Source organism: Brevibacillus sp. NRRL NRS-603 (assembly GCF_003013445.1).
Classification (GTDB): domain Bacteria; phylum Bacillota; class Bacilli; order Brevibacillales; family Brevibacillaceae; genus Brevibacillus; species Brevibacillus formosus.
In genome coordinates this window covers 1-24,470 of the sequence record NZ_PXZN01000040.1, presented here as the reverse complement: position 1 = coordinate 24,470, position 24,470 = coordinate 1, and the positions used below count along the sequence as shown (strand labels likewise).

Annotated in this window: 20 protein-coding genes; 9 read left to right on the top strand and 11 right to left on the bottom strand. The window is 45.6% G+C overall.

Translation table 11 applies throughout. The features are described 5' to 3' along the window. Nucleotide 1: 1 nt before the first annotated feature. The 7 genes from C7R94_RS24955 to C7R94_RS24925 all read left to right on the top strand — a co-directional run bounded on the left by C7R94_RS24955 (nucleotide 2) and on the right by C7R94_RS24925 (nucleotide 10,555). Complete coding sequence (locus C7R94_RS24955; protein WP_106785388.1) at nucleotides 2–2,563, top strand: hypothetical protein; 2,562 nt, start codon at nucleotides 2–4, stop codon at nucleotides 2,561–2,563. After that, a complete protein-coding gene (locus C7R94_RS24950) occupies nucleotides 2,563–5,493 on the top strand; it encodes a hyaluronate lyase N-terminal domain-containing protein (protein ID WP_106785387.1) in 2,931 nt (976 codons plus the stop codon). The genes C7R94_RS24955 and C7R94_RS24950 overlap by 1 nt, the downstream gene beginning before the upstream one ends. Nucleotides 5,494–5,554: 61 nt before the next feature. Further along, nucleotides 5,555–7,993 carry a hyaluronate lyase N-terminal domain-containing protein gene (locus C7R94_RS24945; protein WP_106785386.1) on the top strand — a complete coding sequence of 813 codons (2,439 nt, stop codon included), beginning with the start codon at nucleotides 5,555–5,557 and terminating at the stop codon, nucleotides 7,991–7,993. A gap of 86 nt (nucleotides 7,994–8,079) precedes the next feature. After that, the gene (locus tag C7R94_RS24940; protein ID WP_047072301.1) at nucleotides 8,080–8,433 is read left to right on the top strand and encodes a hypothetical protein; all 354 of its coding nucleotides are present in this window, start codon (nucleotides 8,080–8,082) and stop codon (nucleotides 8,431–8,433) included. Nucleotides 8,434–8,598: 165 nt separating this feature from the next. Next, nucleotides 8,599–8,895 (top strand): hypothetical protein, encoded by a 297-nt coding sequence (locus C7R94_RS24935; protein ID WP_106652499.1) that lies wholly within the window; start codon nucleotides 8,599–8,601, stop codon nucleotides 8,893–8,895. Between the two features lie 313 nt (nucleotides 8,896–9,208). After that, on the top strand, nucleotides 9,209–9,910 hold the full coding sequence (locus tag C7R94_RS24930) for a hypothetical protein (protein WP_106785385.1): 702 nt from the start codon (nucleotides 9,209–9,211) through the stop codon (nucleotides 9,908–9,910). 96 nt (nucleotides 9,911–10,006) lie between these two features. Next, nucleotides 10,007–10,555: a hypothetical protein gene (locus tag C7R94_RS24925; protein ID WP_106785384.1), complete on the top strand. Its 549-nt coding sequence runs from the start codon at nucleotides 10,007–10,009 to the stop codon at nucleotides 10,553–10,555. Nucleotides 10,556–10,658: 103 nt separating this feature from the next. Here the strand turns inward: C7R94_RS24925 and C7R94_RS24920 are convergent, their stop codons facing one another. From C7R94_RS24920 to C7R94_RS24900, 5 genes are read right to left on the bottom strand one after another with little or no spacing between them, the layout of a single operon-like run. Then, a complete protein-coding gene (locus tag C7R94_RS24920; protein WP_106785383.1) occupies nucleotides 10,659–11,795 on the bottom strand; it encodes a M20 family metallopeptidase in 1,137 nt (378 codons plus the stop codon). A 12-nt stretch (nucleotides 11,796–11,807) separates the two neighbouring features. After that, nucleotides 11,808–12,608: an ABC transporter permease gene (locus tag C7R94_RS24915; RefSeq protein WP_012684369.1), complete on the bottom strand. Its 801-nt coding sequence runs from the start codon at nucleotides 12,606–12,608 to the stop codon at nucleotides 11,808–11,810. Then, nucleotides 12,605–13,447: an ABC transporter permease gene (locus C7R94_RS24910; protein WP_106785382.1), complete on the bottom strand. Its 843-nt coding sequence runs from the start codon at nucleotides 13,445–13,447 to the stop codon at nucleotides 12,605–12,607. The genes C7R94_RS24915 and C7R94_RS24910 overlap by 4 nt, the downstream gene beginning before the upstream one ends. Before the next feature lie 3 nt (nucleotides 13,448–13,450). Next, the gene (locus C7R94_RS24905; RefSeq protein ID WP_106785381.1) at nucleotides 13,451–14,545 is read right to left on the bottom strand and encodes an ABC transporter ATP-binding protein; all 1,095 of its coding nucleotides are present in this window, start codon (nucleotides 14,543–14,545) and stop codon (nucleotides 13,451–13,453) included. A gap of 8 nt (nucleotides 14,546–14,553) precedes the next feature. Further along, the gene (locus C7R94_RS24900) at nucleotides 14,554–15,672 is read right to left on the bottom strand and encodes an ABC transporter substrate-binding protein (protein ID WP_106785380.1); all 1,119 of its coding nucleotides are present in this window, start codon (nucleotides 15,670–15,672) and stop codon (nucleotides 14,554–14,556) included. Between the two features lie 227 nt (nucleotides 15,673–15,899). Here C7R94_RS24900 and C7R94_RS24895 point away from each other — a divergent pair, with 227 nt between their 5' ends. Next, nucleotides 15,900–16,661 (top strand): IclR family transcriptional regulator, encoded by a 762-nt coding sequence (locus tag C7R94_RS24895; RefSeq protein ID WP_106785379.1) that lies wholly within the window; start codon nucleotides 15,900–15,902, stop codon nucleotides 16,659–16,661. 168 nt (nucleotides 16,662–16,829) lie between these two features. Next, nucleotides 16,830–17,366, top strand: coding sequence for a hypothetical protein (locus C7R94_RS24890; RefSeq protein WP_106785378.1), 537 nt, complete (start codon nucleotides 16,830–16,832; stop codon nucleotides 17,364–17,366). A gap of 122 nt (nucleotides 17,367–17,488) precedes the next feature. Here the strand turns inward: C7R94_RS24890 and pdxR are convergent, their stop codons facing one another. From pdxR to C7R94_RS24860, 6 genes are all read right to left on the bottom strand, one after another. Next, entirely contained in the window at nucleotides 17,489–18,946 is a 1,458-nt protein-coding gene (pdxR, locus tag C7R94_RS24885; RefSeq protein ID WP_106785377.1) for a MocR-like pyridoxine biosynthesis transcription factor PdxR, read from the bottom strand. An 81-nt stretch (nucleotides 18,947–19,027) separates the two neighbouring features. Continuing rightward, entirely contained in the window at nucleotides 19,028–19,735 is a 708-nt protein-coding gene (locus C7R94_RS24880; protein WP_106785376.1) for an ABC transporter ATP-binding protein, read from the bottom strand. A 14-nt stretch (nucleotides 19,736–19,749) separates the two neighbouring features. Next, a complete protein-coding gene (locus C7R94_RS24875) occupies nucleotides 19,750–20,526 on the bottom strand; it encodes an ABC transporter ATP-binding protein (RefSeq protein ID WP_007717354.1) in 777 nt (258 codons plus the stop codon). A gap of 21 nt (nucleotides 20,527–20,547) precedes the next feature. Then, on the bottom strand, nucleotides 20,548–21,831 hold the full coding sequence (locus C7R94_RS24870) for a branched-chain amino acid ABC transporter permease (RefSeq protein ID WP_106785375.1): 1,284 nt from the start codon (nucleotides 21,829–21,831) through the stop codon (nucleotides 20,548–20,550). 9 nt (nucleotides 21,832–21,840) lie between these two features. After that, complete coding sequence (locus tag C7R94_RS24865) at nucleotides 21,841–22,887, bottom strand: branched-chain amino acid ABC transporter permease (protein ID WP_106785374.1); 1,047 nt, start codon at nucleotides 22,885–22,887, stop codon at nucleotides 21,841–21,843. Nucleotides 22,888–22,948: 61 nt separating this feature from the next. Beyond that, nucleotides 22,949–24,184, bottom strand: a complete 1,236-nt coding sequence (locus C7R94_RS24860) for a branched-chain amino acid ABC transporter substrate-binding protein (protein WP_106785373.1) — start codon at nucleotides 24,182–24,184, stop codon at nucleotides 22,949–22,951. Between the last annotated feature and the right edge of the window lie 286 nt (nucleotides 24,185–24,470).

Sequence of the window (24,470 nt, the reverse complement as noted above, 5' to 3'; positions counted from 1 at the left end):
CATGGCTACAGTTGGAGATCAATTAACTGCACCAGAGGTCGGATGGAAGCGATATGATAACACTTATCCGTCTATTGCGTATAATGGAACATGGGCGAAAAGAACAGGATATGCTGGTAGTTATGAATTAACAGATACCTACACTTCAACAGCAGGAGACACGGCAACATTTGACTTTGTAGGAACAAAAATCCGTATCATATCTTTTTTCTGGAACAATTTCACGGCAGATGCGAAGATCACGATTGATGGGGTCGCACATACATTTAGTGAAAGAAGTGCTTCAAATACCCCACAAGTCATCGTATTTGAAAAAATGGGATTGTCTAAAGGCAAGCACCGTGTTGAGCTGAAATTGAATTCTGGGACAGATTATCTTGGAATTGATGCAATTGATATTGATGATACAGGGTCTATTGAATTTCCTATCGGCGTTCAATTAACTGCCCCAGCTCAAGGGTGGAAAAGATATGATGATACCCATCCAGCAATCAAATTTACTGGAACTGGATGGACTGCGGCCGCCACTAATAAATACACACCCGATATTGCTGCAACAGTTAGTTTCCACTTCACTGGAACTAAGATACGTTTCATACATCGGACATATTCAAACCACAGATCATGCGTAGTGACAATTGATGGTGTTAGTGAAACTTATGCTACAGCTCAATACGGGGATAATACCCAAATTTTTGCCTATGAAAAAACAGGATTAGAAAATAAAAGGCATGAAGTGGTAATGTCATTTTTAAATGATAATACCTATAGTAATGACTTTGACTCTATTGATATTGATGCTAGTGGCAGACTTTTGTATCCAGATGAAGTGACAAATACTAGAGATTTAACTGTTGGAAAACGAATTCGTTTTAACTATCTAGCATCTGCTGGTATCTTTGGAACGTTATCTATTGGAAAAGAATTAGGAGAATTTCTTCCTGTAATTCCTGCTTCCAATAATACTTCGAACGGCGACGGATACTTCATCATGCTTGGCACAGATCATAAAGGTGACAAGCTTCTCTTGGCTGACCGCAATATTCAAAATCTGTCATGGGATGTCATAAATAGGTATGGGATTGCAAGCGGAAGTGGGCTTCCGATAACCGCGATGCACACTATTCCCTTCTTGTCTGGGTATTCGTCTTCAGCATGCGTAGTCTCTGCATCAACAGAGTATGATCAGATAAGTTATAATGCTTGGAAAGCTTTTGACGGATCAGACATAACCTATTGGACAAGCACTTCTGCAACTGAAATAACGGAATCTATTTTAAGCATCATATACTCAACTCCGACAAAAATAACCTCTTATTATCTGCATGCTAAATATAGTCCAAAGCGATGGGTCTTAGAAGCTTCTAATGATGGGTTCACTTGGGATATACTTCATAGTGGTGAAGAATTAACTAGCTGGCATGATAGCAAAAAATCTTTCACATTCAATAATACTAAGGACTATACAAGGTATCGAATCAAAACATTGGAAAGACATGTTTGGAATGGACTATACTACAATGGATTTTATTCTGTTCAATTGTTCACTGCTCCCGAACACGCAATGGTGTTACGGTTGCCAACAGGCGGTATCAGTGCTTCAGATAAAGACAACGAATGGGATAAATACATTACCGATGACCAAATCTGGAATAATGTAAATCACGGTTCATGGACTAGTACTACTGATCAATCCAATTCTAAGGCCCGCGTGATACGAGGTTATAACGGTCTCAAAAACTGGACATCTGGTTCAACAGATCTTACAACTCCTGGCCGCGGCTTCCGTCCGGTTCTTCTAATTGAGTCAGTAGACAATAATAGATTCCTCATACTAGACGGCACAGATATTAAAACGTACACTTCTTCCGGCTGGGAAACCGTTGGTACTACTCCCCCCACAGACGATATGTTTCTAAATAAAGGCATGCTCGACCTCTCTACATGCGCCCCATACTTGAACGCTTTAATAGACAAATCCAACATCAAAATCCTTGTTTCGAAACCTAAAAGAGAACCCACGGTTGCTCACCTTACTGGAGTTCCTGTACCAAGGATCGTAAAAATGAAAAATGATGTAAGCTTTCTCAACACATCAAAAATCAACTCTTTAACCTTATCAGGTACAGAGAAAGGCGTCCTAAGGATTGCAATAAGTACAGACAGTGGAACAACATGGGAAGCAAAACAAAATGACGGCTCGTGGACAACAGTTGATGTTACTAACAACAGTGATTTCAAAGCAAAAGCAATGACAATAGACGATTTCAACAGCATCTCTGAATGGGACGAAAAGATTGGCCAAGCGAGAAACTTGCGATTCGCATTCTACTTCGAACAGTCATCATCCACTGATGAAACAAGTCTAGACTCTCTTACCATGGATGTAGACTTACTAGATTCCTGGGACATGGCGATGCCCGGAGTCGATTACAAATACGGGTATAACCGAAATACCAATCTGCGAGTCCTTTTACTCTCAGATGGAGATTACAAAATAAACGTAGGCTCTAGCGGTAGCAGTAGCTCCACGATCAATGAGGTAGATGGAGGTACATTCTAATGACACTACCAATCAAACTAAAACGCGGTCTAAAAGCGAATCTCCCCTCCGCTGCATCAGCGGGGGAACCCCTTTTCACCACAGATACAAAAGAATTATTTATCGGCACAGGTGATGGGATCTCAGCTATTGGAACCGATCCAACTCTGGTGGAAAGAGTGGGCAAACTAGAGAAATATCGCAGTTCTATATCTCGGACCTATACGGAAACATTTGCTTCACCAAAAGTTGACATTGAGAAAACTACTGCATGGTATTCAACCAACGGTGTACGCACCTCTAAAATTCCCTCCATTACAGAGAATTTCACAGATTTGAGCGCTGTTGATCAAATCAATTCCTACGGAGTTACCTTCGACACTGAAAACGGATTGGTTAGACTGAGCAACACCCTTGAAGGAGTCGTTGTGTCTTCTGCTCTGCCAGTAGTAGAAGTGGATAAACTTACTGTTCAATCAGACTATACGCTTCCTAACGCATTAGGCGTCATCTCTACCAAAAAAGTAACCGGGGAAAGGGCGTCAAAAGAATCTCACCTAGAACCAACTATTTTAGTTGACCGTTTAAACAGGACTTGGGTTATCAGTTCTGTTTACCGTGAAGGAATTTATGCGGTTGTAACCAATCCAGACGATTCCGTTGCCTTTGAAGGGTATTTGCATTCGTACAGTGGAACTGGTTACTATGTAGCCACTAGCATTACGAATGCAGTAGTTGATCATAACAACAATGTCTGGATAGCAGCAGCCTTAACAAGCATGCCAGGGTTAATCATTTCAATTAAGCCTGATTTTCAACCCTTTTTAACTCCCATTTCAGTAAAAGGAAACACCACCATTAACTCCTACACTCCATTTTTAAAACTCCATGTCGATAAAAACAACCGAATCTGGTACTCGTGGGGGTATTCAACTAATCTCTATTACGGGTGCTTTAATCCAGATGGTACCTTTTTCATCCCTACTACTTCACAAGCTTTTACCCCATCTACGACAGTTGACAATGCTGTAATGGTAGAAGATCGTACAAAAGGCTATGTTTGTTTCATTATGCGAGGTTACAGCAGTAACACGGTAAGAGCTCTTCGATTAAATTATGATGGAACAAACCCGACCCATTTCTCTTCGATCGGTAAAGCAGCAAATAAATGGTTAAACGCAACCCATTGTGAATCAACAGGTATTACAACTATCTTATGCGTTGATAACAATGCTCCCGTTGTACACCGCCTAAACTTGTCAACAGGAGCATCCACCACTTTTTCTTTGACAGGATTCATGGCCATCGATCATTCTTTACCGATTGGATTTGTGTTACAAGACAAAATTATGCGGGTGTTTTATCATCAACAAACGGTTGGTTCTACCCGTCTTATCTCTATTGATCTCGCTACTTTATCAGTAGTGGAACCGGACACACTCATTCAAAGCGGGACCAATACTACAAGAGTATCTGGCTGTATTGATGAAGAAGGAAGATTAACTATTGTCTTAAATTCGACCGAGTATTCTTCAAGCAACTATAGCCTGATAAAAATGTTTCGTTACGATACTGTACCTACCTCTGTAACTTTCCAGATTTCCCCTGACGGTGCATCGTGGTTCCCCCTATCCCTCGGTGAGGAGCTCACCCTTCCTAATAAAACAGACAAGTTAATCATGAAGATAAAGATGCAGTCACCAAATTACGGGATTTCCCCCACAATTAGAAGTTATCGTATTTCATTAGGCGGAACGGCAGGAGAAATCACACAAACGTATACTTCATCAACCTTACCATCCGTTACCCCTATTTCTCGTGTTACACTTACTGCCAATCAAATTCTCGATGGCGGAGAAATCCTCTGGGAAGTAAGCAACAATGGTGGCGGGTCTTGGCAATCTGCTGAGTTGGGTCAAGAAGTCGAATTTGCCAATCCAATCAACAGTGATCTGCGAGTCCGTGCGACTCTCCATTCTCCAGCTAGTGAATCAAGCACCCCGTCTATCCGAGATTTCACTGTAACAAGTGCCAATTTATTATTGAACCCCTCCATAGCAGACTCCAACCTCCCTCAACGAGTCATCGATCTTGAAACGAATCTACTAAAAACAAATTTCCAGCTAATCACTTACATGAATGCAACAAAATATGGATTAAAAAACATGGTTATCGATACTTTCACAGATTTATCTGGAGTAGATATCCCGAATAGCCAAGCTGTCTATGACCATACTCAAAAAAAATTTACGACTGGAATCGTAGATATTGTACCGCCAATGACTGCTAACGATGCCCCCGCCCCTTTTATTGTGAGTGCAGACAGTGTTACTGGTGGAGCTGTGTTTCACATGTTCGACCGCAACGTTGCAAGTGGCTGGAGTACAACTGCCGGTGGACATCATTGGATCAAAATCTTTCTGGATAATCCCGCTCAGATTGTCGACCGATATCTTTTATCTGGAGGCGCAAAATACGCTCCTACTAGCTGGCAATTGCAAGGCTCCAATAATAATACGACTTGGGATACACTCCATTCCGTCTCCGGTTATGTTTGGACTCGGTATGAAGGTAATGAATTTACCATTCCTACTGAGAACATCAAACCTTATCAATACTATCAATTTTACTCTACCTCCTCTCAATACGGGTCTGGAGTAACCCAAATACAAGAATTACGATTACAAAAGGCCGTAGACCAAAATCATCTACAATCAAAACCTGAGAACACTTCTACTCCGCCAAATAAAATTGTGATTGTCGGAGATGAGACGGTTAATGGTGGAAGCATCAAATACCAGGCATCTCGAGATGGTGGAAACACTTGGTCAGACGTTCCTGCACAAATGTTAACGGATATTTCCAGCCAACCCGTCGGAACACAACTCGTCGTAAAAGCAATCATCACAGGGAATGCAGAGCTCAATGCGTGGGGTTACTACTATGAGTAGGACAGATTAGCTCATACAAGCCGCGACTGCCATACTAAAGGAAAGGAAATGGAGGATTTTCATGACACTACCAATCAAACTCAAACGCGGTCTAAAAGCAAATCTCCCCTCCGCTGCATCAGCGGGGGAGCCTCTTTTTACAACCGATACCCATGAGCTTTTTGTCGGAACAGGTGAAAGTGTAGTCCCAATCGCTGCATCTGATCCCACTCTTGCAAATCGAGTAGAAGAACTTGAAATGCACAGAAGTACTGTCTCCAGCACCTTCTCTGAAGAATTTGATACATTAACTTATGTCGACTCTGAAAAGACAACAGCTGGAGTTGTAAGGGGAAGAGTAACTCCTACGGTTACCCCTGACTTCACTGAAGACTTCAGTACCACAGACTATTTTGACGCATCGAATTCTTTAGGCGTCACAGTAGATAAAACCAACCGTCTGATCAAGAATTCAGCTGGGATTAAAAACGGTATTTTTTATGCCAAGCCGATTACCATCCCTAACACAAGTAAAGTAACCATTAACGCTGTAGTTAACGAACCTAGTGCATACGCATTCTCAAAAGCAACTCGCTTTTCTTATTCCGGAAGTGTCTTTTCACAACCGATGGGCTTTACAGACCGCACGAATCGGACTTGGAAGGTAGCGCTTGTCAATGGTAAGGGTATTTATGCAAAAGTAACAAATCCTGATGGTAGCCTGGCTTTTGAAGGAACCATCTTGCCATTTACGGGAAATACTCATACTCTTCCTTTTCAATCGATCGATTATGTTGTCGACTACAACAATCGTGTTTGGTTCTCCATCTCACACGCATCCTTAGACGGTGTTATTGGTAGCGTGAATAGCGACGGTACAACATTCAAGGATTGGTACCCCTTTTATTTAGGAGCATATACGGTACTCGCAACTTCATTAACGGTAGATAGTCAAAACAGAATTTGGGTATTTCATTCAGTTGACGCCTTTACACGATTTCACGTTTTTAACAGTGATGGTTCTTTAGTTAAGGATTTGACTAATATCCTTAGTTCTGGGACTACGAGTTACTTACACTCAACCTATGACCCTTTAAGAAATCAAATTGCTGTAGCTGTAATAAATTCAAATGCATTCAAAGTAATCCTACTTGATAGTGCATTTCGCATTGTTCGAAATGTAAACATAACTGTGGGCGGGGGACATGACGGCTCATTGGACATGATGTACGACTCGGATCTAGATAGATACATCGCTATACAAACGATTTATACGAGCGCAACGACATCCTACACAGTTAAACTCTATTCTCTTCACCCTGAAACACTTGCTCAAACCAATTTAGTCGCAAACATTAACGCAAATTGGGTTTCCAGACTAGTTGCTGACGGTTCAAATTACCATTTTGTGTACTCCTCAAATGTAGAGCTAAACAAATTTTACCTCGCCACATTCAAAGGTGCCGATTTATCCGTCGTCGATTTTTCTGTAATGGTCTCTACCTACGCCGGAAAACATTTTCCCTTTAAAGATAGTAACGGAGTTCTTCGTTCGTTATCGTTAACTTCTAGATACGAAACAAACCAAGCCATTGACGAATACAGTTTTGGGGCATCCAAAGCTACCGTTACTTTAGAGGTAACAAACAACAACGGACTAGAGTGGAGAAATGCTATTCCCGGCGAAGAGATTACATTCCAAACCCCCTCTACTTCCCTACTTCTACGAGCCAGATTAGACTCACCTACTGAAAACCTCTCTCCCGAACTGTATGGTTATCGTGTAATTACAGGTAGTCTTTCAGGGGAAGTCATCCAAGAGTTTGTAAGCACCAAGCTCCCTTCCGTATCTCCCATTGCCCATGCCTCGCTTACCGCTGACCAAACCCTTCAAGAAGGCTCGATTGACTGGTATCTGTCCAACGACGGCGGCGCTACTTGGGAATCAGCAACCCTTGGGCGCAAACATTCCTTTAAGAACCCACTTTATGCAGATTTGCGGGTAAAAGCAGTTATTACCTCGCCCTCTGGCTCCGTGAAATCCCCTGCAATCTCCGGCTACACCCTTACGAGCTCCAACCTGTTACTCACCCCAGCCAAAACAGGAACCAACCTAACCGCCACCATGTCCGCCGATCAAACCCTAACCGCAGCAGATACCTTCACCAAAATTAATTTCAATCAAACCACCCATGACGCCCTCCAAGAATTCGATAAAAGCCAAAGCCGCTTTGTAGCAAAAGCACCAGGCGACTACTTAATCATCGGCTCGGCACGCATTAAAAGTCCAACCACTTCACCCAACGGACTGCATCTAGAAATCCGAATCAATGGTGAACTCCATAAAGTACTCAGCAGCATCGTCTCCTATTCCAACCATGCCTGGTGTTTAAACGGCTCAAGCATCGTCACCCTTCAACCCGGCGACTATGTAGAGCTTTTCGGCTACTCCTTTTTTGCCAATGGCGTCATAGAAGCCATCCCCACCTATTCTTACTTCCAAATCAAGCAGTTGTGGTAGTATTTTCACCCAAAACACCGTGAGAATTTCCTCAAACTGTCTACTCTATATATAGACCTCACAAGAGAAAGCAGGTGAACAAACGGATGATCCAAACATTACTCAACTCTTCCACCCTCCCCTTGGTAGTATCCAGTGTGCTGACGGCAATCGTTACGTATCTGGTTGCTCGCCACAACAACAAGAAAGAGTTGATGATTACAGACAGGCAACAAATCTCGCAGGAGAACCAGCAAATTCGCCAGGAGCTTCGTCAGGAAATGGACAAGCTCCGGGAAGAACTCCATGTTTGGCGCAACCGTTGCATGGAGCTTGAAACCATCGTGCAGGAGTGGCGAGATAAATACACAACGCTGGTAGTAGAGAGGCAACAGCTGGAGTTTCGTGTAAAAGAGCTGGAGACCGAACTCAAAACGTACATGCAAGCGAGGATTTCCTAGACGTTGCCGATCCAGCCGTACCTCCTCCACAAAGGGGCATCTACGAAGGTGACACCTACCTGCCTTGGGGCGAGATCTCGCCTCGCGAACTAACTCCCTTCCTCATGACGGCCGGATATTTTCCCCGAAGTACGCCCCGCCCTACTTGCAAAAGGAGGAACAACCTTGATTGACATTGACCAATTCATTCACAGCCTGAGTCTGCTTACTTTTATGGCGATCTTGATTGAAGCCGTAACCGAAATTTTAAAGAATGCCTTCCCCGTACTAAAAGATCGCTCCACGTACATCCTCTCCATCCTCATCGGCATTTCGCTCTCCCTCGCTTTTCAAGTCAACCCCTTTGGTCTTGAGGGCAGCGGCTACTACGTTTCTGCCGTGCTGGCTGGTATCCTCACCAGCCGCGGAGCGAACTACCTTAATAGCTTTGTGAAAAAGCTAAATACATCCTCGAAACAATAACCTCTCCTTGTCCGCACAAAAAGGCACCTGGCCTGATGCAACCATCTTACGCATCAGGCAGGTGCTTTTTTTCTCTTATTTCGACTTGAAAAAAGTAGCTACTATCATGATTTTCAATATCCCTAAGCAAATTGAAAACAATAAATTCCCTAATAAAGGTAATTTTGTAACAATATTGACATAAACAAATACTTATATGTCCCTAAATTAAGTGTAATATATTTCCAGGTGCACCTATTTTACAAATATATACAAAAACATTAAGTTCCTGTGACATTGAAAAAATTTTAGTATATAGGACTAGGAGGAAAATATGAAGCTTAAAAAGAGTTTTTTCACAATCTTATCTGCCTTACTACTCTCAACAGCTGTGATTCCTTCAACGTATGCTTCTGCTCAAATTGCTAAATCACAGGATGTGGTTATTCAACATGCTCAAGATAATAAACAAGATCAAGTAAAACAGCTAACTTCGGAAGAACAAGGCAAAGCAAAAGATGAAATAAAGGAAGAAGCTGCTGTTGTTCCAGTGATCGGTATCATTATTAGAGCTGGAGTAATCGCTTGGAAGGGATACAAAACTTATGAAAGAGTTTCTGAAGCTTATGTAGAAAATGCCATTGAAGATCATTACGGTTTAAAAAGTTCGAGATCAAGCACTACACTAATGGAATATCAAGTTGGAAGTGAAGTTTTTGAATTGAAATTTGGTACATCTAAATGGGGATTGGAACATATTTTGGGTAAACATCATCCTAAATACTATTACGGTATCGATTTTGGTAAAAAGAACAGCATGTTTGAACCAAACATCGGTATTGAAGATATTGAAAATATGATTACGGTAATTTCTTTTCAAAACAACAATGACGATAAAATTGAAAAAGCTTTGAAAAATGGGAAACGTGCAACTGTGTATGGAAGTTGGTTGGGCGAAGAATACACCTTGGTTATCGAAGATGGAAAAGTAATTACGCTTTATCCTGACGGCTGGAACATGGTAGAGTACGAATAGGAAGAATCTGTTAGCAAACATCCGGCTTCACTGTCAAAAGTGAGGCGGGATGTTTGGTTTTACGCAAAGAAGAATTTTACCAAGAGGAGTATGCTTATGTTTAAGATCAATACATATTTGCTTAGACCACATAAGGAACTCGTCACAAAATTCCCCGATATGCACATGCATAAAGTAATTGCTCTATACCCAGATGACTGTTATATCAATATCCAAGATTCATCCCAGATGGAAAATTTCAAGCATAATATTGAAGAAGACTATAATGAATACTGTGTCACCATATCATTCAATGAATTAAATGTTGTATCCTTTGACTTTTGCGGTGTAGAACTCTGGTATTCATATATTCACCTGATGAATGACTATGTTCAACACGGGTCTGCGGTAGAACCGTATGGAATTGATCCGATTGAGTTTGTTTTGGAAACTCTCGATTCGAATTTGGTGCAATTTTCTATTAGATATACGAACGACAATACCCTCATCGCACAGGCAAATTTACCGAAAAAAGAGTTTCTTTCTGCTTTACTCGATGGAGCAAAAGCATACTATGCATTGATGTTAAAGTATCAGCCGAATTATGCGCGCCAGTATAAAAGAATTGCTGGCTTGATAAATAATATTGAGAGCGCTGTTATTTAATCAGGATTCGTAAGCGTATTTGTTTTATAGGAAAAGCACCTGCCACGATGCAATGTCACACGCATCAGGCAGGTGCCTCTTCTCTTTTTTCTCTTGCTTCTCTCTATACTTCCTCTATCAACCGCGCCAACAGCGTAGCACGCGTCGATATTTCTCCCAGTTCAATCCATTCATCCGGCGAGTGGGCGTAGCCACCCTTTACACCAAGTCCATCCAGCGTCGGTACTCCGCAAGCAGCAGCAAAATTGCCGTCGCTGACTCCACCTGTACCTGACTCTTCCAAAGCCATCCCTAGTTCATTGATGCTAATCGATTGTGCAAGGGAAAATAATTTGCCCGTCTCTTCGGTTCGCTCCATCGGCGGTCGGCGAATGCCACCCTTTACGCTGATGTTTGTACCGGCAAGCACTGGCGTGAGTTCGCTCATTACCTTCTCAATGCGTAGTGCCTCTTCCATCGAGATAAATCTCACGTCTACTTCTGCTTCTGCCGAGTCGGCTACGACATTGGAGCCAATCCCACCCTTGATGACGCCCACATTGACCGTCGTTCCCTTCTCGTAATCGGTCAAGGCGTGTAGAAATTGCACCTGTCTCGCCAGCTCTTCAATAGCAGAGACACCTTTTTGATGATCGACGCCCGCGTGTGAGGAAATACCACTGACTGCCAAGGTAAAATGGGCGCTTCCCTTCCGCCACGTCTTGAGTGCGCCGCTCGGTTCGGTTGGCGGCTCCAACACAAAGCTTGCCACCGAACGCGCAGCTTCTTCTTCTACCAGTCGGCGAGAAGTCGGGCTGCCGATCTCCTCGTCACTGTTTAGTAGAAGCACAATTTTTTTATCTGCAGGCAGGCGATCCAGCTTCACCAATGCCCGCATGGCAAACATTGCTTGCAAAACGCCCGCTTTCATATCATATACGCCCGGTCCGTACGCTTTCTCATCCCGGATCGCAAACGGTCGGCGAGCCGCCTCGCCTTCTAGCCATACGGTATCGTAATGACCGATGATGAGGATTTGTTTTTCCCCGTTGCCCAGCGTACAACGCACCTGATCGCCATACGTCTTATTCGGGATCAGCTCTGCTACTCCCCCTGTCAGCCGTTGAAACTGCAGAGCGAACCAGCCCGCCATGCGGTCGCCCAGCTGTTTGTCACGAGAAGGCGAGTCCATGTTGACTGCCTCTTCGAGTAGCTGTAGATAGTGGGGCATATTTTCTTGTACATAAGTGTGGATTGACATAGTGCCTCTTCCTTAGTGAGATTGTGAATTGAGTCCGAACAGGCGCTCTAGTCCGTACACTTTTTCCAACAAGACGATGAACACCAGACTCAGCAGGATGACCACCGAGGATATCGAAGCCACCAACGGGTCAAGTGTTTCCTGCATATAGGTGAAAATCGCGAGTGGCAGCGTCGTCGTATCCGGTGCCACCAAGAACAAGGAAACCGTCACATTGTCAAACGACGTCAAGAACGAAAAGATCATCCCCGACACGATGGCCGGACGCAACAGTGGCAACGTAATATCCCAGAACACCCGAAACGGATGGGCACCCAGCATGTATCCCGCTTTTTCCAATGTATAATCGAACGAGCTAAGCCCTGTGAGCACCAGCCTAACGACATACGGAATCGAGATCAGCATGTGCGCCAGCAAAAGTCCTGTAAACGTCCCCGCGATACCAATTCGCGTGAAAAACAGCAGTGCGGAAATCCCGATAATGAGCGAAGGAACGGTAAGCGGTGAAAGCATCAGTGCGTTGATGATGCCGCTCCCACGAAACTTGTATTTGGACAGCGCGAATGCAGCCAATGTTCCTAAGAAAGTCGCCAAAATCGCCGTCACTGTAGCTAGCTTCAGACTGATCCACAGCGAATCGATGAACTCCGGCCGATCCAAAATCATTTCATACCACTGCCACGAAAACCCTTCGGGCGGAAAAGCGAGGTATCCGGCTGCCGTAAAGGAGCTCGGGATAATGACCAGAAACGGCAGATTGACCAAAACAAGCACAAAGAACGTGATGAGTCCGAGTACGTTTATTTTTTTCATGACGCAAACACCTCTTTATACCGCTTGGTTTCAATCAGCTTTGTATACAACGTCACCAATAGAATCGTGCTGCCCAAGAGCAGGAAGGCAAGTGCCGCACCCAAAGGCCAGTTCAGTGTTGCCATGATTTGCTCATAGGCAATGACCGGCAAGACCTTCACGGACGTGCCGCCCATTAAGGCAGGCGTCACAAAGGCACTCATCGACAAGCTGAACACCAGTGTCGTACCAGCAATAATCCCCGGTAAGCACAAGGGCAGAGTCACACTGAAAAATGTACGTATGCGGGAAGCTCCCAAAATCGATGCCGCCTTACTCAAGGACGGATCGATGGCATACAAGCTGGTTGCAATCGCCAGAACCATGTAAGCAATAAAGGAATCCGTCAGACCGATCACAATACCCAGCTCGTTGTACAGCAGTCGCAATGGTTGATCGATCAAACCCAGACTGGTCAACGTTTCATTGATCCATCCTTTTTCCCCCAAAACCACTACCCAACCGAAGTTGCGAATAACAACACTGATAAGATGAGGGGCCAGAATGAGCATCGTGACGATTCCACGCATTTTCCCTGTAGCCTGCGCCATGTACATCGCTACAGGAAACCCGAGCAAGAGGCTTACCAGAACCGTCCAGAGACTCACGCGAATCGTCCGCCAAAGAATCTCCAAGTAGTACGGATCTTGTATAAATAATGAATAATTGTGCAAAGAGAACGCCTGATTCTCATCCTGAAAGCTGAGTAAAAGCATCATCAGCATCGGGAGGATGAATACGCCAAGCAGCAAAATCATCGCAGGTGCTGTCAACAATGTAACCGAGAGACGCTTGCTCATCCGTCATCCCCTTCCTGCGGGCATGACCAATACGTCGTCCGCGTTCCATTGACAGTAAACCGTCTGCCCTTCTTGGCGGTCCACCGAACTATCAGTCATTTGGACTTTTACCGAGAGCGTATGCACCCCGACCTTGACCTCACATTCTGTGTACGAGCCTAGGAAGGAGGCAAGCTGCAAATTTCCTTTTACCCGATTCGCTTCCTCACTGACTATTGTATCGGTCAGCTTGATTTTCTCTGGTCGGATAAAAATGATCACTTTTTCATGGAGTGCCACAGTTCGCTGTTGCTTTGCCGCCTTTACGAGCATTCCACCAGTCGTCCTCAGCGTGAGTACATCCCCGTCCATTCCGATGACTTCCCCTTCCAAACGGTTCGTCTTACCGATGAAGGTATGCACGAATTCGGAAGCGGGTTGATTGTATATCTCCAGCGGCGTACCGATTTGCTCCACGAATCCGTGATTCATGACCACGATGCGATCAGAGAGTGCTAACGCCTCTTCCTGGTCATGTGTAACGAAAATGGTCGTAACACCGATTTCGTGATGTAAGCGCTTTAACTCATCGCGCAGCTCTTCACGAAGTTTGGCATCCAGGTTACTGAGCGGCTCATCCAACAGCAAGAGTGACGGCTCAATGACGAGCGCACGTGCAATCGCAATCCGCTGACGTTGTCCGCCAGAGAGCTGTTTTGGGTAGCGGTCTGCTACGTTTGGCAGTTTGACCAGCCCAAGTACACGATTCACACGCTCTTGCATTTCTTGCTTGTTCACTTTGCGCAATTTCAAGCCGTAGGCGATGTTTTCCGCCACAGTCATATGCGGGAACAGCGAGTACGTCTGAAACACCATGCCCAGTTCCCGTTTGTACGGAGGCACGCCATTCATTCGCTGTCCTTTAATCAAAAGGTCTCCGCCATCCGGGTCCAAAAATCCGGCAATCATATTCAAGGTCGTGGTCTTACCGCAACCAGATGGGCCGAGAAACGAGATGAACTCGCCTTGCTCCACCTGCAGGTTGAAGTTTTGAACCACGACATTGCTTTGAAATTTTTTCATGATGCCGCGCAGTTCAACGTCAATCACCTTGGTCACGTGAATACCTACTTTCCTGTTTTAGGTGCGATTTCTTTGTTAAAGCGATCCAGCCAAGCAGATGTTTCCTTGCTCACAACGCTATAGTCGAAGTTAACAACCTTTGTACGATCGAATTCCAATGTTTTCGCTACATCGTCTGGCAGCTTTACAGATGTTGCCGGATTGTAGTACAGCTTCGTTGCGTACATCGTTTGAATCTCATCTGTCAAAAGGAAATCGACGAATGCTTTTGCCGCTTTTGGACTCTTCGAACCTTTTACCAGCGTAGCTACGTTCGGTACGATGTTTCCGCCCTCTTCAGGGAAAACGAACTCCAATGGTACGCCCGCTTCTTTTTGTGTCAAGCTGCGCGCCATTGTCCAAGTAGTGTACGCTGCGCTCTTGTTTTGCAGATTTTGCTGAAGCTGTGCTGCACTCTTCGCAAAGGTCGGCATGTATCCTGCAATCGTTTCCATTTGTTTGAAGCCTTGTTCGATGTCTTTCTCAGACCCGCCATTTGCGTACGCCAGCATGATCATCGCTGAACGTCCGAAGTTGCTCGCTACGTCTGTCATCGTGATGTAGCCTTTCACTTCAGGCTTGGCCAGATCATTCCAGGACTTCGGTACAGGCAAGCCTTTTTCTTTTACCAGGTCCGCATTGTAGGAAATCCCCATCGGCGTGAAGTTTACAACTACACCGCTATCCTCCGTCACTCGCAAATCTTGCGGTACGTTTTTCATGTTTGGGATATCTGTTGCGGATACCGTTTCCCACAAGCCTTCTTGACGTCCCTTCTCTTGTTCGCCGCCTTCAACGATTGTCAGGTCGATTTGCGGAGCATTTTTCTGTGCCTTAACCTTCGCTACGATCTCTGTAGAAACACCAGAAACATAGGTCAGCTTTACATTCGGATACTTCTCGTTAAACTTCTTGAACACTTCATCCTTCATCATCTTTTCAACGGTCGCGCCGTTTCCTGCCACTACCAGTGTGTCTTCCAGCTGAGCTTGTGCTTCGGTGCCGCTATTGTTGCCAGCAGCCGGCGCAGGAGCGGATGTTTGCGGCGTGGAGGAGCCACATCCAGCCAGCAAGGAACCAGTTAAAGCGAAAATGGACAAGACGGATAATGCCTTTTTCTTCATGTAAGTTCGACCCCCGATTGTCTGTTTTGTTCACAAATAGAGAACAACGTTTCCTATTTGGGAACGATAATGTTATACTAGCATAAAGATACTGACTATTCAAGGTAGTCTTACTAGAGCATCATTGCCCCAATTACAGGCTTGCCAGCATTCTTTCTAATGGTAAAATTACTTCAATCGAGACTCTTCTTTTAGAGGGGCTACTGTACGTTAAAGGAGACGTTTGTATGGACCAAGTATTGTCTTCTGTTCGAAATGGCTGTCGGCTGTTAAAAATATTTCTCGATTCCCCAAAGGAACTCGGGGTAACTGAGCTCAGCAAAAAGCTCCAGCTATCCAAGGGAGCCGTTCACAAGCTCCTGTCCACGCTGGAATCTGAAGGCTTTATCCGCCAAAATGAAAAAACCAAGCAGTATACGCTTGGCTACACGCTTTTGGAGCTGGGCACTAAGGTGCTCACAAATCACGATATCGTTGATTTTTCCAAACCGTTCTTAGAACAGCTTGTCTCACGGACAAACGAATTGGCGGTCTTATGTGTACAAGATTCCAAGGACGCTATTTATGTAGCCAAAGAGGATTCGCTTCATCCCATTCGCTTTACCGTAGAATCCTTCCGGCGTTTTCCTCTTTACTCAACCTCCGCTGCAAGGGTTTTGCTTGCGTATCAGCCAGAGGAGTTTCAGGATGAGATTTTGCAGGAGCATCCGCTGAAAAGTTACACACCTCATTCGTACACGTCGGTTGAGGAAATCAAAGAGGACTTGGTGACAATCCGTAAGCGAGGCTATGAAATCAGCTCGAATCGACGCAATACAGGTGTGACCGGAATCGCTGCACCGATTTTTGATTCAACTGGACACGTCACTGCATCCGTCAGTGTCATCGGTCCCTCTGATCGCGTGATGCCAAAACAAGAAGAGATTTTACAAGAAACGCTAGCGACGGTACGTGCGATGTCGGCACAGCTAGGGTATCGAATGTCTTGAAATTAGTTTAAGATGTCATGAAAAAACCTCCTGTTGATCAGTCTGCTCTGATGACAGGAGGCTTCTGTTTTTGCAATTTTTTCATCTTAAGGAGAAACGGTTTCGTTCGTTTTCCGTCCTACTAATTGTGAATCGTATTACGTGTAAACAGAAAGGAAATGACACCCTATGCGGAAAACATATTTGCTGCTTTCTTCTTTGTTATTCTGTGCTTTGTTTGTTACTGAAGCTCATGCAGCTTCACAGCAAGGAACGGTTGCACCTGTTCCTCCCCAAGTATTCGTTCCAACAAGTAGCAAGGATAAACAAGGAAATACCCTTGAAAAATCAATGGCCTATGTGAAAACGTTACAAGTGAAAAACGGAAAACTAATCGTCTCGCTTGACTACGTTCAATGGTTTTTCGGTGAGGCAGCAGTAAAAGCTTATCGCCAAGATCATCCGTTGGAAAAAGAAGACTATCCAATGCCATATTACATTCGTAATAGCAGTCCTAAAATCAGAACGTTTGAAGTTTCTCCGAAGGCTTCGTTTACACTTCAAACCAACTCTACACAAGGTGAGAATTTCCATTGGAATGAAGCAGTAAACACCGATACTTTTAAAAAGTTTGTGCTTTCCAAGGGAATTCCTTATCAGATACCGTTCCACGTTGAAGTAAAGAATGGAATCATCACAAAAGTTACAGAACAGTACGTCCCTTAATTATTTGCAGCACTCCCTTTTTGGGATGCTGCTTTTCATTTACCCGATCCCTTGGATTGGGTTTTTATTTTCCCATTCCACCTCATCTGTTTACACATTGTGATAGCCAATGCGCTCCCCCTCTATGCCTTGCCTATATCCTTGTGCAAATAAGGCTCCCACGCACATTTCAACAAACGAATGCCAGCCTCAATCTCCTCGATGGTCTGCCCCCCGAACCCAAACTGAAAAGCCGGCAGTCCATTTTCCTGCGGATGAATCCATTTATGTGCGGTTGGATAGACACGAACGCCTGATGCAGCCGCAATTTGCCTCAATTGCTGCGGAGTGCTCTCACTTTTCACTTCTACCGTCACAGACAGCCCGGCATCCTGACCCTTAATCCGGATATAGGCCCCAAAGTGTTCCTGCAAGCACTGAAGCAGCGCCCCATGCTTTTTACGGTAAAGCGTCCGCATCTTGCGAATATGCCGCTCCCAATCGCCATTTTTCATGAACAGGGCTAACGTCTCCTGATGAATACGCGATGCCGACTGATCAAAGTCAGCCATTTTCTCCTGATATACCGCCAATAACGCTTGCGGCAAAACCATATAGCTCATCCGAATCGACGGCAGCAACGCCTTGGAGAACGTCCCCAAGTAAATGACACGCCCCCGCGTATCCAGCCCTTGAAGGGAAGGAATCGGCTTGCCATGATAGCGAAACTCACCATCGTAGTCATCCTCCATGATGTAGCTCCCCGTCTGATTCGCCCAGTGCAGCAGCTTTAGCCGTTTGGCATACGGCATGACGATTCCGGATGGGTCCTGATGAGACGGTGTGATATAAACCAGCTGCGCTCCACTCTCACTGAGTGCCTCCACATCAATCCCATCGTCTTCCAGTTTGATCGGGCGTACATCATAGCCCAAATGGGAAAACACTGCACGAACACCGTGATAGCCCGGCTCCTCCATCGCAACTGCCTGTCCCCGTGTTCCGAATAAAAACCCCAATAAGCTGATTAACACCTGTGTTCCCGCACCGATCACGATTTGTTCCGGCGTAGCTTGTACACCCCGAGCTCGTCCGAGATAGCGTGCGAGTTCCTCCCGCAGCTGCGGCTCGCCTTGTTGGTCGCCGTAGTAGAGCACATGCTTGTTTTCTTCCTGCATGCATTGGTTGGTGTACTTGCGCCAACGGTCAAAAGGAAAATGCTCGGCATCTACGCGCGCTTGGTGAAAATCATATTGGATCGGAACTGCTGAGGACGTAGGCGGAGGTGTTTGGACGTAAGCCGTTTTAGCTGGTTGCTGCCCTTTCCCTGTAGGTGCAGGCACTGGCCCATCCCAGTCCACATCGACCACATAAAATCCGCTACGCTCCCGACTCTCAATGTAGCCTTCTGCCATTAGCTGGTGATAGGCGCTCTCGACGGTCGTTTTACTCATTTGCAAAAATCCGCTCAATGCCCGAACAGAAGGCAGACGCGTTCCAGAGATTAAGCGCCTCCCTTGAATTTCTGTACAAAAATAGCGATAAAGCTGTAAATAGAGAGGCTCGCTCCCTTCTACAAAGCGGGGACTAATATCTAGCAAGCTTCTTCCTCCTCGCTGACCAAATGAAAAACCGACGGAGACAAAATCCCCATCGGTACCCACGTTTCTATTACGCTAATATTACGCCAAATACGCCTCTCTTACCTGCGGATTCATCAATAATGTCTGGGCGTCGTCTTGCAAAATAATTTCGCCCGTCTGAATCACATAACCGCGATGGGCGACAGACAGCGCTTGATTCGCATTTTGCTCGACCAAGAGAATCGTCATGCCTTCCTTGTTCAGCTCCGTAACAATGTCAAAAATCTGCTCCACCAAAATCGGCGCCAATCCCATCGACGGTTCATCGAGCATGAGAATTTTTGGCTTCATCATCAGTCCGCGAGCAATCGCCAGCATTTGCTGCTCTCCACCGGACATCGTGCCACCTTTTTGACTAATCCGTTCCTTCAGTCGTGGAAAGTAAGCAAAAGCTCGCTCGATTCCTTCCTCAATCACCTTTTTATCCGATACACTGAAGGCACCCATCTCCAAATTTTCGCGTACGGTCAGCTTTGGGAAAATACGGCGGCCTTCCGGGACGTGAGCGATTCCTGCTAAGGCAATATCATGTGTACGCATCTGCGTAATGTCTTTGCCATTAAAGATGACTTTTCCTTCTTTGGCGCGGGTCTGCCCACATATCGTTTTCAACGTGGTCGATTTACCTGCCCCGTTGGAACCGATCAGCGTCACCACTTCGCCCTCGTTTACCGTTATGCTCAATCCTTTTAATGCGTGGATGCCGCCGTAATACGTATGAACGTTAGTCAGCTCTAACAATGCCATCGATTTTCCTCCTTCTACGACACGTCCGACGCACTTTTTCCGAGATAGGCCTCAATGACGTTAGGGTTGTTGCGGATTTGTTCGGGTGTTCCTTCTGCAATTTTTCTCCCGTAATCCAGCACGTGAATGTATTCGCTAAGTCCCATGACCAGCTTCATATCATGCTCGATCAAGATAATCGTCAAATCGAGCTCTTTTTTCAGCCGACGAATAAAATCTGTCATCTCAACCGTTTCGCGAGGGTTCATCCCTGCCGCCGGTTCATCGAGCAAAATAATTTGCGGATTTGTCGCCATCGCCCGAGCAATTTCCAATCGTCGTTGCAACCCGTAAGGCAGACTCCCTGCTGCTTCATTGGCAATATGCGCGATTCCGACATACTCCATGAGCTGATAAGCCTCGACGCGCGTCCGCTCTTCCTCCTGGCGTACACGTTTGGAGTTGAACAGGATTCCGAGAATTCCGGCGGATAAGCGGCTATGCACACCTACCATGACATTTTCCAATGCCGTCATTTCCTTGAACAGACGAATGTTTTGAAAGGTGCGGGTGATACCGCGACTCGCGATCTGATCGGGACGAAGCTTCTTGATGCTCTTGCCATTCAGGAGAATTTCTCCCTCGTCTGGCTCGTAAAATCCGGTAATCATATTGAAAAAAGTCGTTTTTCCGGCTCCATTCGGACCGATTACCGCTGTAATGCTTCCTTTTTCAATGTCAATCGAGACGTCTTGATTGGCTACCAAGCCACCAAAGCGCTTCGTTAAATTTTTTGCCTCTAACAATGCCATGCTCATTTCCCTCCTCGTCCGCTACGACTGTTTTCCAGAAGTCAATTGGGACAGTCTGCCGAGAATCCCCAGCTTTTCTTTGCCAAACTCGCTCTTTTTGATCGCATCGAGATCGTTTTTCTTCCGTTTGGCCGGAATCAATCCGTTAGGGCGATACAAGGCTACGAGAATGAGCATAATTCCGAAAATGAGTCGCTGGAACTTGGATGGGTCCAGCTGGTTCGGCAAACTGATGATTCCTGAATTTTGCAGACCGTGCAGGAAGTTGGAGAACTCTTTTAAGAGCTGTACCTGCAGGATTGTAACAAAAGCGGCTCCAAGCACGACGCCTGGAATGCTGCCACTCCCCCCCAGAATAACCATGACCAATATCCCGATCGATTCCATCAGCGTAAAGGAAGTCGGATCGATAAACGTCTGCTTGGCCGCAAAGATAACACCGACGACACCAGCGAAGGAGGCACCCAATGCGAATGCAGCCAGCTTGGTATTCAACAAGGAAATCCCCATAGACTGGGCAGCCAGCTCATCCTCACGTACGGCAATCCATGCACGTCCCAAACGGGAATGCTCAAAGCGTATATTCGCCAAAACGATAAAGGCAATCACAAACAACACGATGAAGTAAAAGTAAAACGGCGTCCCCATCTTGATCCCAAATAGCTCAGGAGACGGAATCGGCGTAATTCCCTGCGGACCGTTGGTGATGTTGATGGGCTTGTCCAGGTTGTTGAAGACAATACGAATGATTTCACCGAAGCCCAAGGTCACGATCGCGAGGTAATCCCCTTTTACTCTGAGAACTGGCAATCCTAGCAATATTCCGAAAACGGCAGCCACAATCAAGCCGACTATGAGAAATGGCCAAAACCACTCACCGGAGAGCGGGAACAGATTCCCTGCAATAAACTCATTCGCTTGCGAGGTCGAGAAAATCGCGTACGCATAAGCCCCAGCTGCAAAAAACGCGACGTAACCCAAGTCAAGCAGACCAGCAAAGCCTACTACGATATTCAAGCCCAAAGCCATCGCTACGTAGATGCCTACCTGTGAAGCTACCTCCATGTAGTATCGGTTTTCACCGGCTACCAACGGAATGATCAGGAGGAGAACGATAGCACCAATCGCCATTTTGATCGACTTGGAGGTATTGGTGTAATAGACAAGCACAATGGAAGAAAGAATGCCGAGAAATGCGATAACCGATTTATCCATAAGGTATAATGCGGCAGAAAAAGCAACAATCCAGATCAGCGTGAATACGAGCGGAATGCCTTTGAATGATTTCCAAGCGAAATTTGCCATTTATTTCACCTACACTTTCTCTTTTACAGCTTCGCCAAACAGTCCTTCCGGCTTGAAGAGAAGCACGAGAATTAAAATACTGAACGCAAACACGTCTTTGTACTCTGCACCAAAGGCTCCGTTGGTCAAAGGCCCCATAAAGGCACCGGACAAGGATTCCAGAAGACCGAGGAGTACGCCACCGATCATCGCACCACGCAGGTTCCCAATCCCGCCGAGTACGGCAGCTGTAAATGCTTTTAGACCGAGGATAAAACCGATATACGGATCGATCGTCCCGTAGTTTTGCGCAAACAGAACGCCTGTCGCGCCCCCCAGGCTGGAGCCAATCAAAAACGTAAGCATGATTACTTTGTTTACATTTATGGTCATCAGCGAAGCCGTACTCTGATCTTGTGCAACGGCTCGCATGGCGATTCCCCACTTTGTTTTATTCACAAACAATGTCAACGCAATCATCATGACGATCGCAATTACAATTACGATCAATCCTTTTGTTGGAATCGTAGCAATACTTCCTAATGGAATCGAGCCTGTAAAAAGAGCAGGACTGTTCAAATAAAACTCATTGCGAGCCAGTGCTTCTGTAAAACGCACGAGGTCTTGCAGCAAAAATGATACGCCAATCGCCGAAATCAACGGCACAAGACGAGGTGCTCCGCGCAATGGTCGATAGGCAATCCTCTCAATCCCTACCCCCAAGGCTCCAGTTAATACCATGGCAATTATGAGTGTTATGAAAAGTGCGACAAATGGATTCATACCTTCAAGTGCCCCTAGCGCATCAGAGATCAATAATACCTCTGTACCGATAAAGGCTCCGACCATGAAAATGTCTCCATGGGCAAAGTTGATAATTTCCAAAATCCCGTAAACCATTGTGTAGCCTAAAGCCACGACTGCGTACATAAATCCAAGTGTCAATCCGTCAACCAACACCTGAGGCAAAATATTGATCATGCTTTCCCATCCCTCATTTCCCTTGTAGACTTGTACAAATTTTCTGCATTCGTTTCGTTGACTGGACTTTTTTTCTCGTGGAAAAGGGGCCAACACCGGCGTGCAGCCCCCTATCCTGGTATGAGGCATGGGAGTGTGTGCGCGTTGTGTGGTGTGATTACTCGGCCTTGCCTACGAAAATGGATTTGTCCTTGTCAAACTTGTAAATGAATACATCTGCATTTGTGTTGTCACCTTTTTCATCAAAGGTAACCTTGGTGAATTGACCCTGAAAATCTTTGGTTTTGTGGACTGCATCGAGGACTTGCTCGCGGGTTGGTTTTTTGCCTCCGTTCGCTTTGGCAGCCTCCAAGACACCATTGAGGATGACGTTCATAGAGTCGAAACCATAGACGGAATAGGTTTCCAGAGGCTTGTTTGTGGCTTTCTTGTACTCTTCAGCCCATTTCTTGCCCTCTTCGGTTTGCGTTACGTCTCCTGCTACTGACGTAAAGACTACCCCTTCGACAGCATCACCGGCTATTTTTATCATATCAGAAGAATCCAAGCCGTCGCCACCCATAAAATAACCCTTAAATCCCTTTTCACGAGCTTGCTTGATCAAAATTCCACCTTCTGGATAGAGACCGCCGAAAAAGATGATGTCCGGGTTTTTCACCGTTACCTGGTTAAGCACCGCGCTGTAGTCCTTTTCGCCTTGGGTAATGCCCTCGAAGCCCAGGATTTGGACCCCGTCCTTTTCGAATTGCATCTTCACTTGATCGCTCAGACCTTGGCCGTATGCTGTCTTATCATGGATAATATAGGCCGTTTTTACACCAAGTGTATTTTTTGCATAAAGAGCAGCCTTTGGTCCTTGTGCGTCATCGCGTGCACAGATTCGATGGACGGTTTTCTTGCCTTCCTCCGTGAGCTTCACCCCTGTATTTGCCGGGGATACCATGACCAGCTTGCCTTCCTCGTACTTTACAGACGATGGAATTGCAACCCCTGTGTTATAATGCCCAACTACACCGTACACATCGGGATCAGAGATAAGCATCTCCGCATTGGATACCCCAATTTTCGGGTCGCCTTGATCGTCCTGAGGGAATAGCTGGAGATCAAAGCCAAGTGCTTTAAATTCTTCCTTGCGCTGTTCGAGAGCGTAACCAGCGCCCGTCTTAATCGCATCTCCGATAGCAGAATTGCTCCCGGACAGAGGGGATTGTGTGGCAATTTTGATGAGGCCACCCTCGGTCGTTCCTCCACCACTGTTGCCTGGAGCTGGCTGACTTTGCCCCCCGCTTGCGTTACTTCCGCCGCTTGAATTACTGCTTCCTGCGCAACCTGTTAATGCCATACTCGCAGCCAATACCGCAGATAAAACCCCGACATAAGAGTGCTTTTTCATTCAGAATGAATCCCCCTTTTATCATTCTTTGTTCTTGTTTCCCAGTCCATCTACCTTGCTTGCCAGGTTGCGACTTTCCAAAACGATGACTCTTCGGGGATAAAGATAGATAAGGCTTGGTTGTCTTTATTTTAAAATAAATCTGATAATTTACAAGAAGTAAAATATATTTTAAAAACATATATCATTGATTTACAAACAAAAAAAAAAACACTCCCTTAAGGTAGAGGAAGTGCCGGAACGACGATTTGTCCGCTCTTCACGTCGACAATCCCTGTTGCCGTTA

What these genes read in the sequence shown, in the direction of transcription:
- C7R94_RS24955 (WP_106785388.1), top strand. Translation starts at nt 2, where the DNA reads ATGGCTACAGTTGGAGATCAATTAACTGCACCAGAGGTCGGATGGAAG.
- C7R94_RS24950 (WP_106785387.1), top strand. Translation starts at nt 2,563, where the DNA reads ATGACACTACCAATCAAACTAAAACGCGGTCTAAAAGCGAATCTCCCC.
- C7R94_RS24945 (WP_106785386.1), top strand. Translation starts at nt 5,555, where the DNA reads ATGACACTACCAATCAAACTCAAACGCGGTCTAAAAGCAAATCTCCCC.
- C7R94_RS24940 (WP_047072301.1), top strand. Translation starts at nt 8,080, where the DNA reads ATGATCCAAACATTACTCAACTCTTCCACCCTCCCCTTGGTAGTATCC.
- C7R94_RS24930 (WP_106785385.1), top strand. Translation starts at nt 9,209, where the DNA reads ATGAAGCTTAAAAAGAGTTTTTTCACAATCTTATCTGCCTTACTACTC.
- C7R94_RS24925 (WP_106785384.1), top strand. Translation starts at nt 10,007, where the DNA reads ATGTTTAAGATCAATACATATTTGCTTAGACCACATAAGGAACTCGTC.
- C7R94_RS24920 (WP_106785383.1), bottom strand. Translation starts at nt 11,795, where the DNA reads ATGTCAATCCACACTTATGTACAAGAAAATATGCCCCACTATCTACAG.
- C7R94_RS24915 (WP_012684369.1), bottom strand. Translation starts at nt 12,608, where the DNA reads ATGAAAAAAATAAACGTACTCGGACTCATCACGTTCTTTGTGCTTGTT.
- C7R94_RS24910 (WP_106785382.1), bottom strand. Translation starts at nt 13,447, where the DNA reads ATGAGCAAGCGTCTCTCGGTTACATTGTTGACAGCACCTGCGATGATT.
- C7R94_RS24900 (WP_106785380.1), bottom strand. Translation starts at nt 15,672, where the DNA reads ATGAAGAAAAAGGCATTATCCGTCTTGTCCATTTTCGCTTTAACTGGT.
- C7R94_RS24895 (WP_106785379.1), top strand. Translation starts at nt 15,900, where the DNA reads ATGGACCAAGTATTGTCTTCTGTTCGAAATGGCTGTCGGCTGTTAAAA.
- C7R94_RS24890 (WP_106785378.1), top strand. Translation starts at nt 16,830, where the DNA reads ATGCGGAAAACATATTTGCTGCTTTCTTCTTTGTTATTCTGTGCTTTG.
- C7R94_RS24880 (WP_106785376.1), bottom strand. Translation starts at nt 19,735, where the DNA reads ATGGCATTGTTAGAGCTGACTAACGTTCATACGTATTACGGCGGCATC.
- C7R94_RS24875 (WP_007717354.1), bottom strand. Translation starts at nt 20,526, where the DNA reads ATGGCATTGTTAGAGGCAAAAAATTTAACGAAGCGCTTTGGTGGCTTG.
- C7R94_RS24870 (WP_106785375.1), bottom strand. Translation starts at nt 21,831, where the DNA reads ATGGCAAATTTCGCTTGGAAATCATTCAAAGGCATTCCGCTCGTATTC.
- C7R94_RS24860 (WP_106785373.1), bottom strand. Translation starts at nt 24,184, where the DNA reads ATGAAAAAGCACTCTTATGTCGGGGTTTTATCTGCGGTATTGGCTGCG.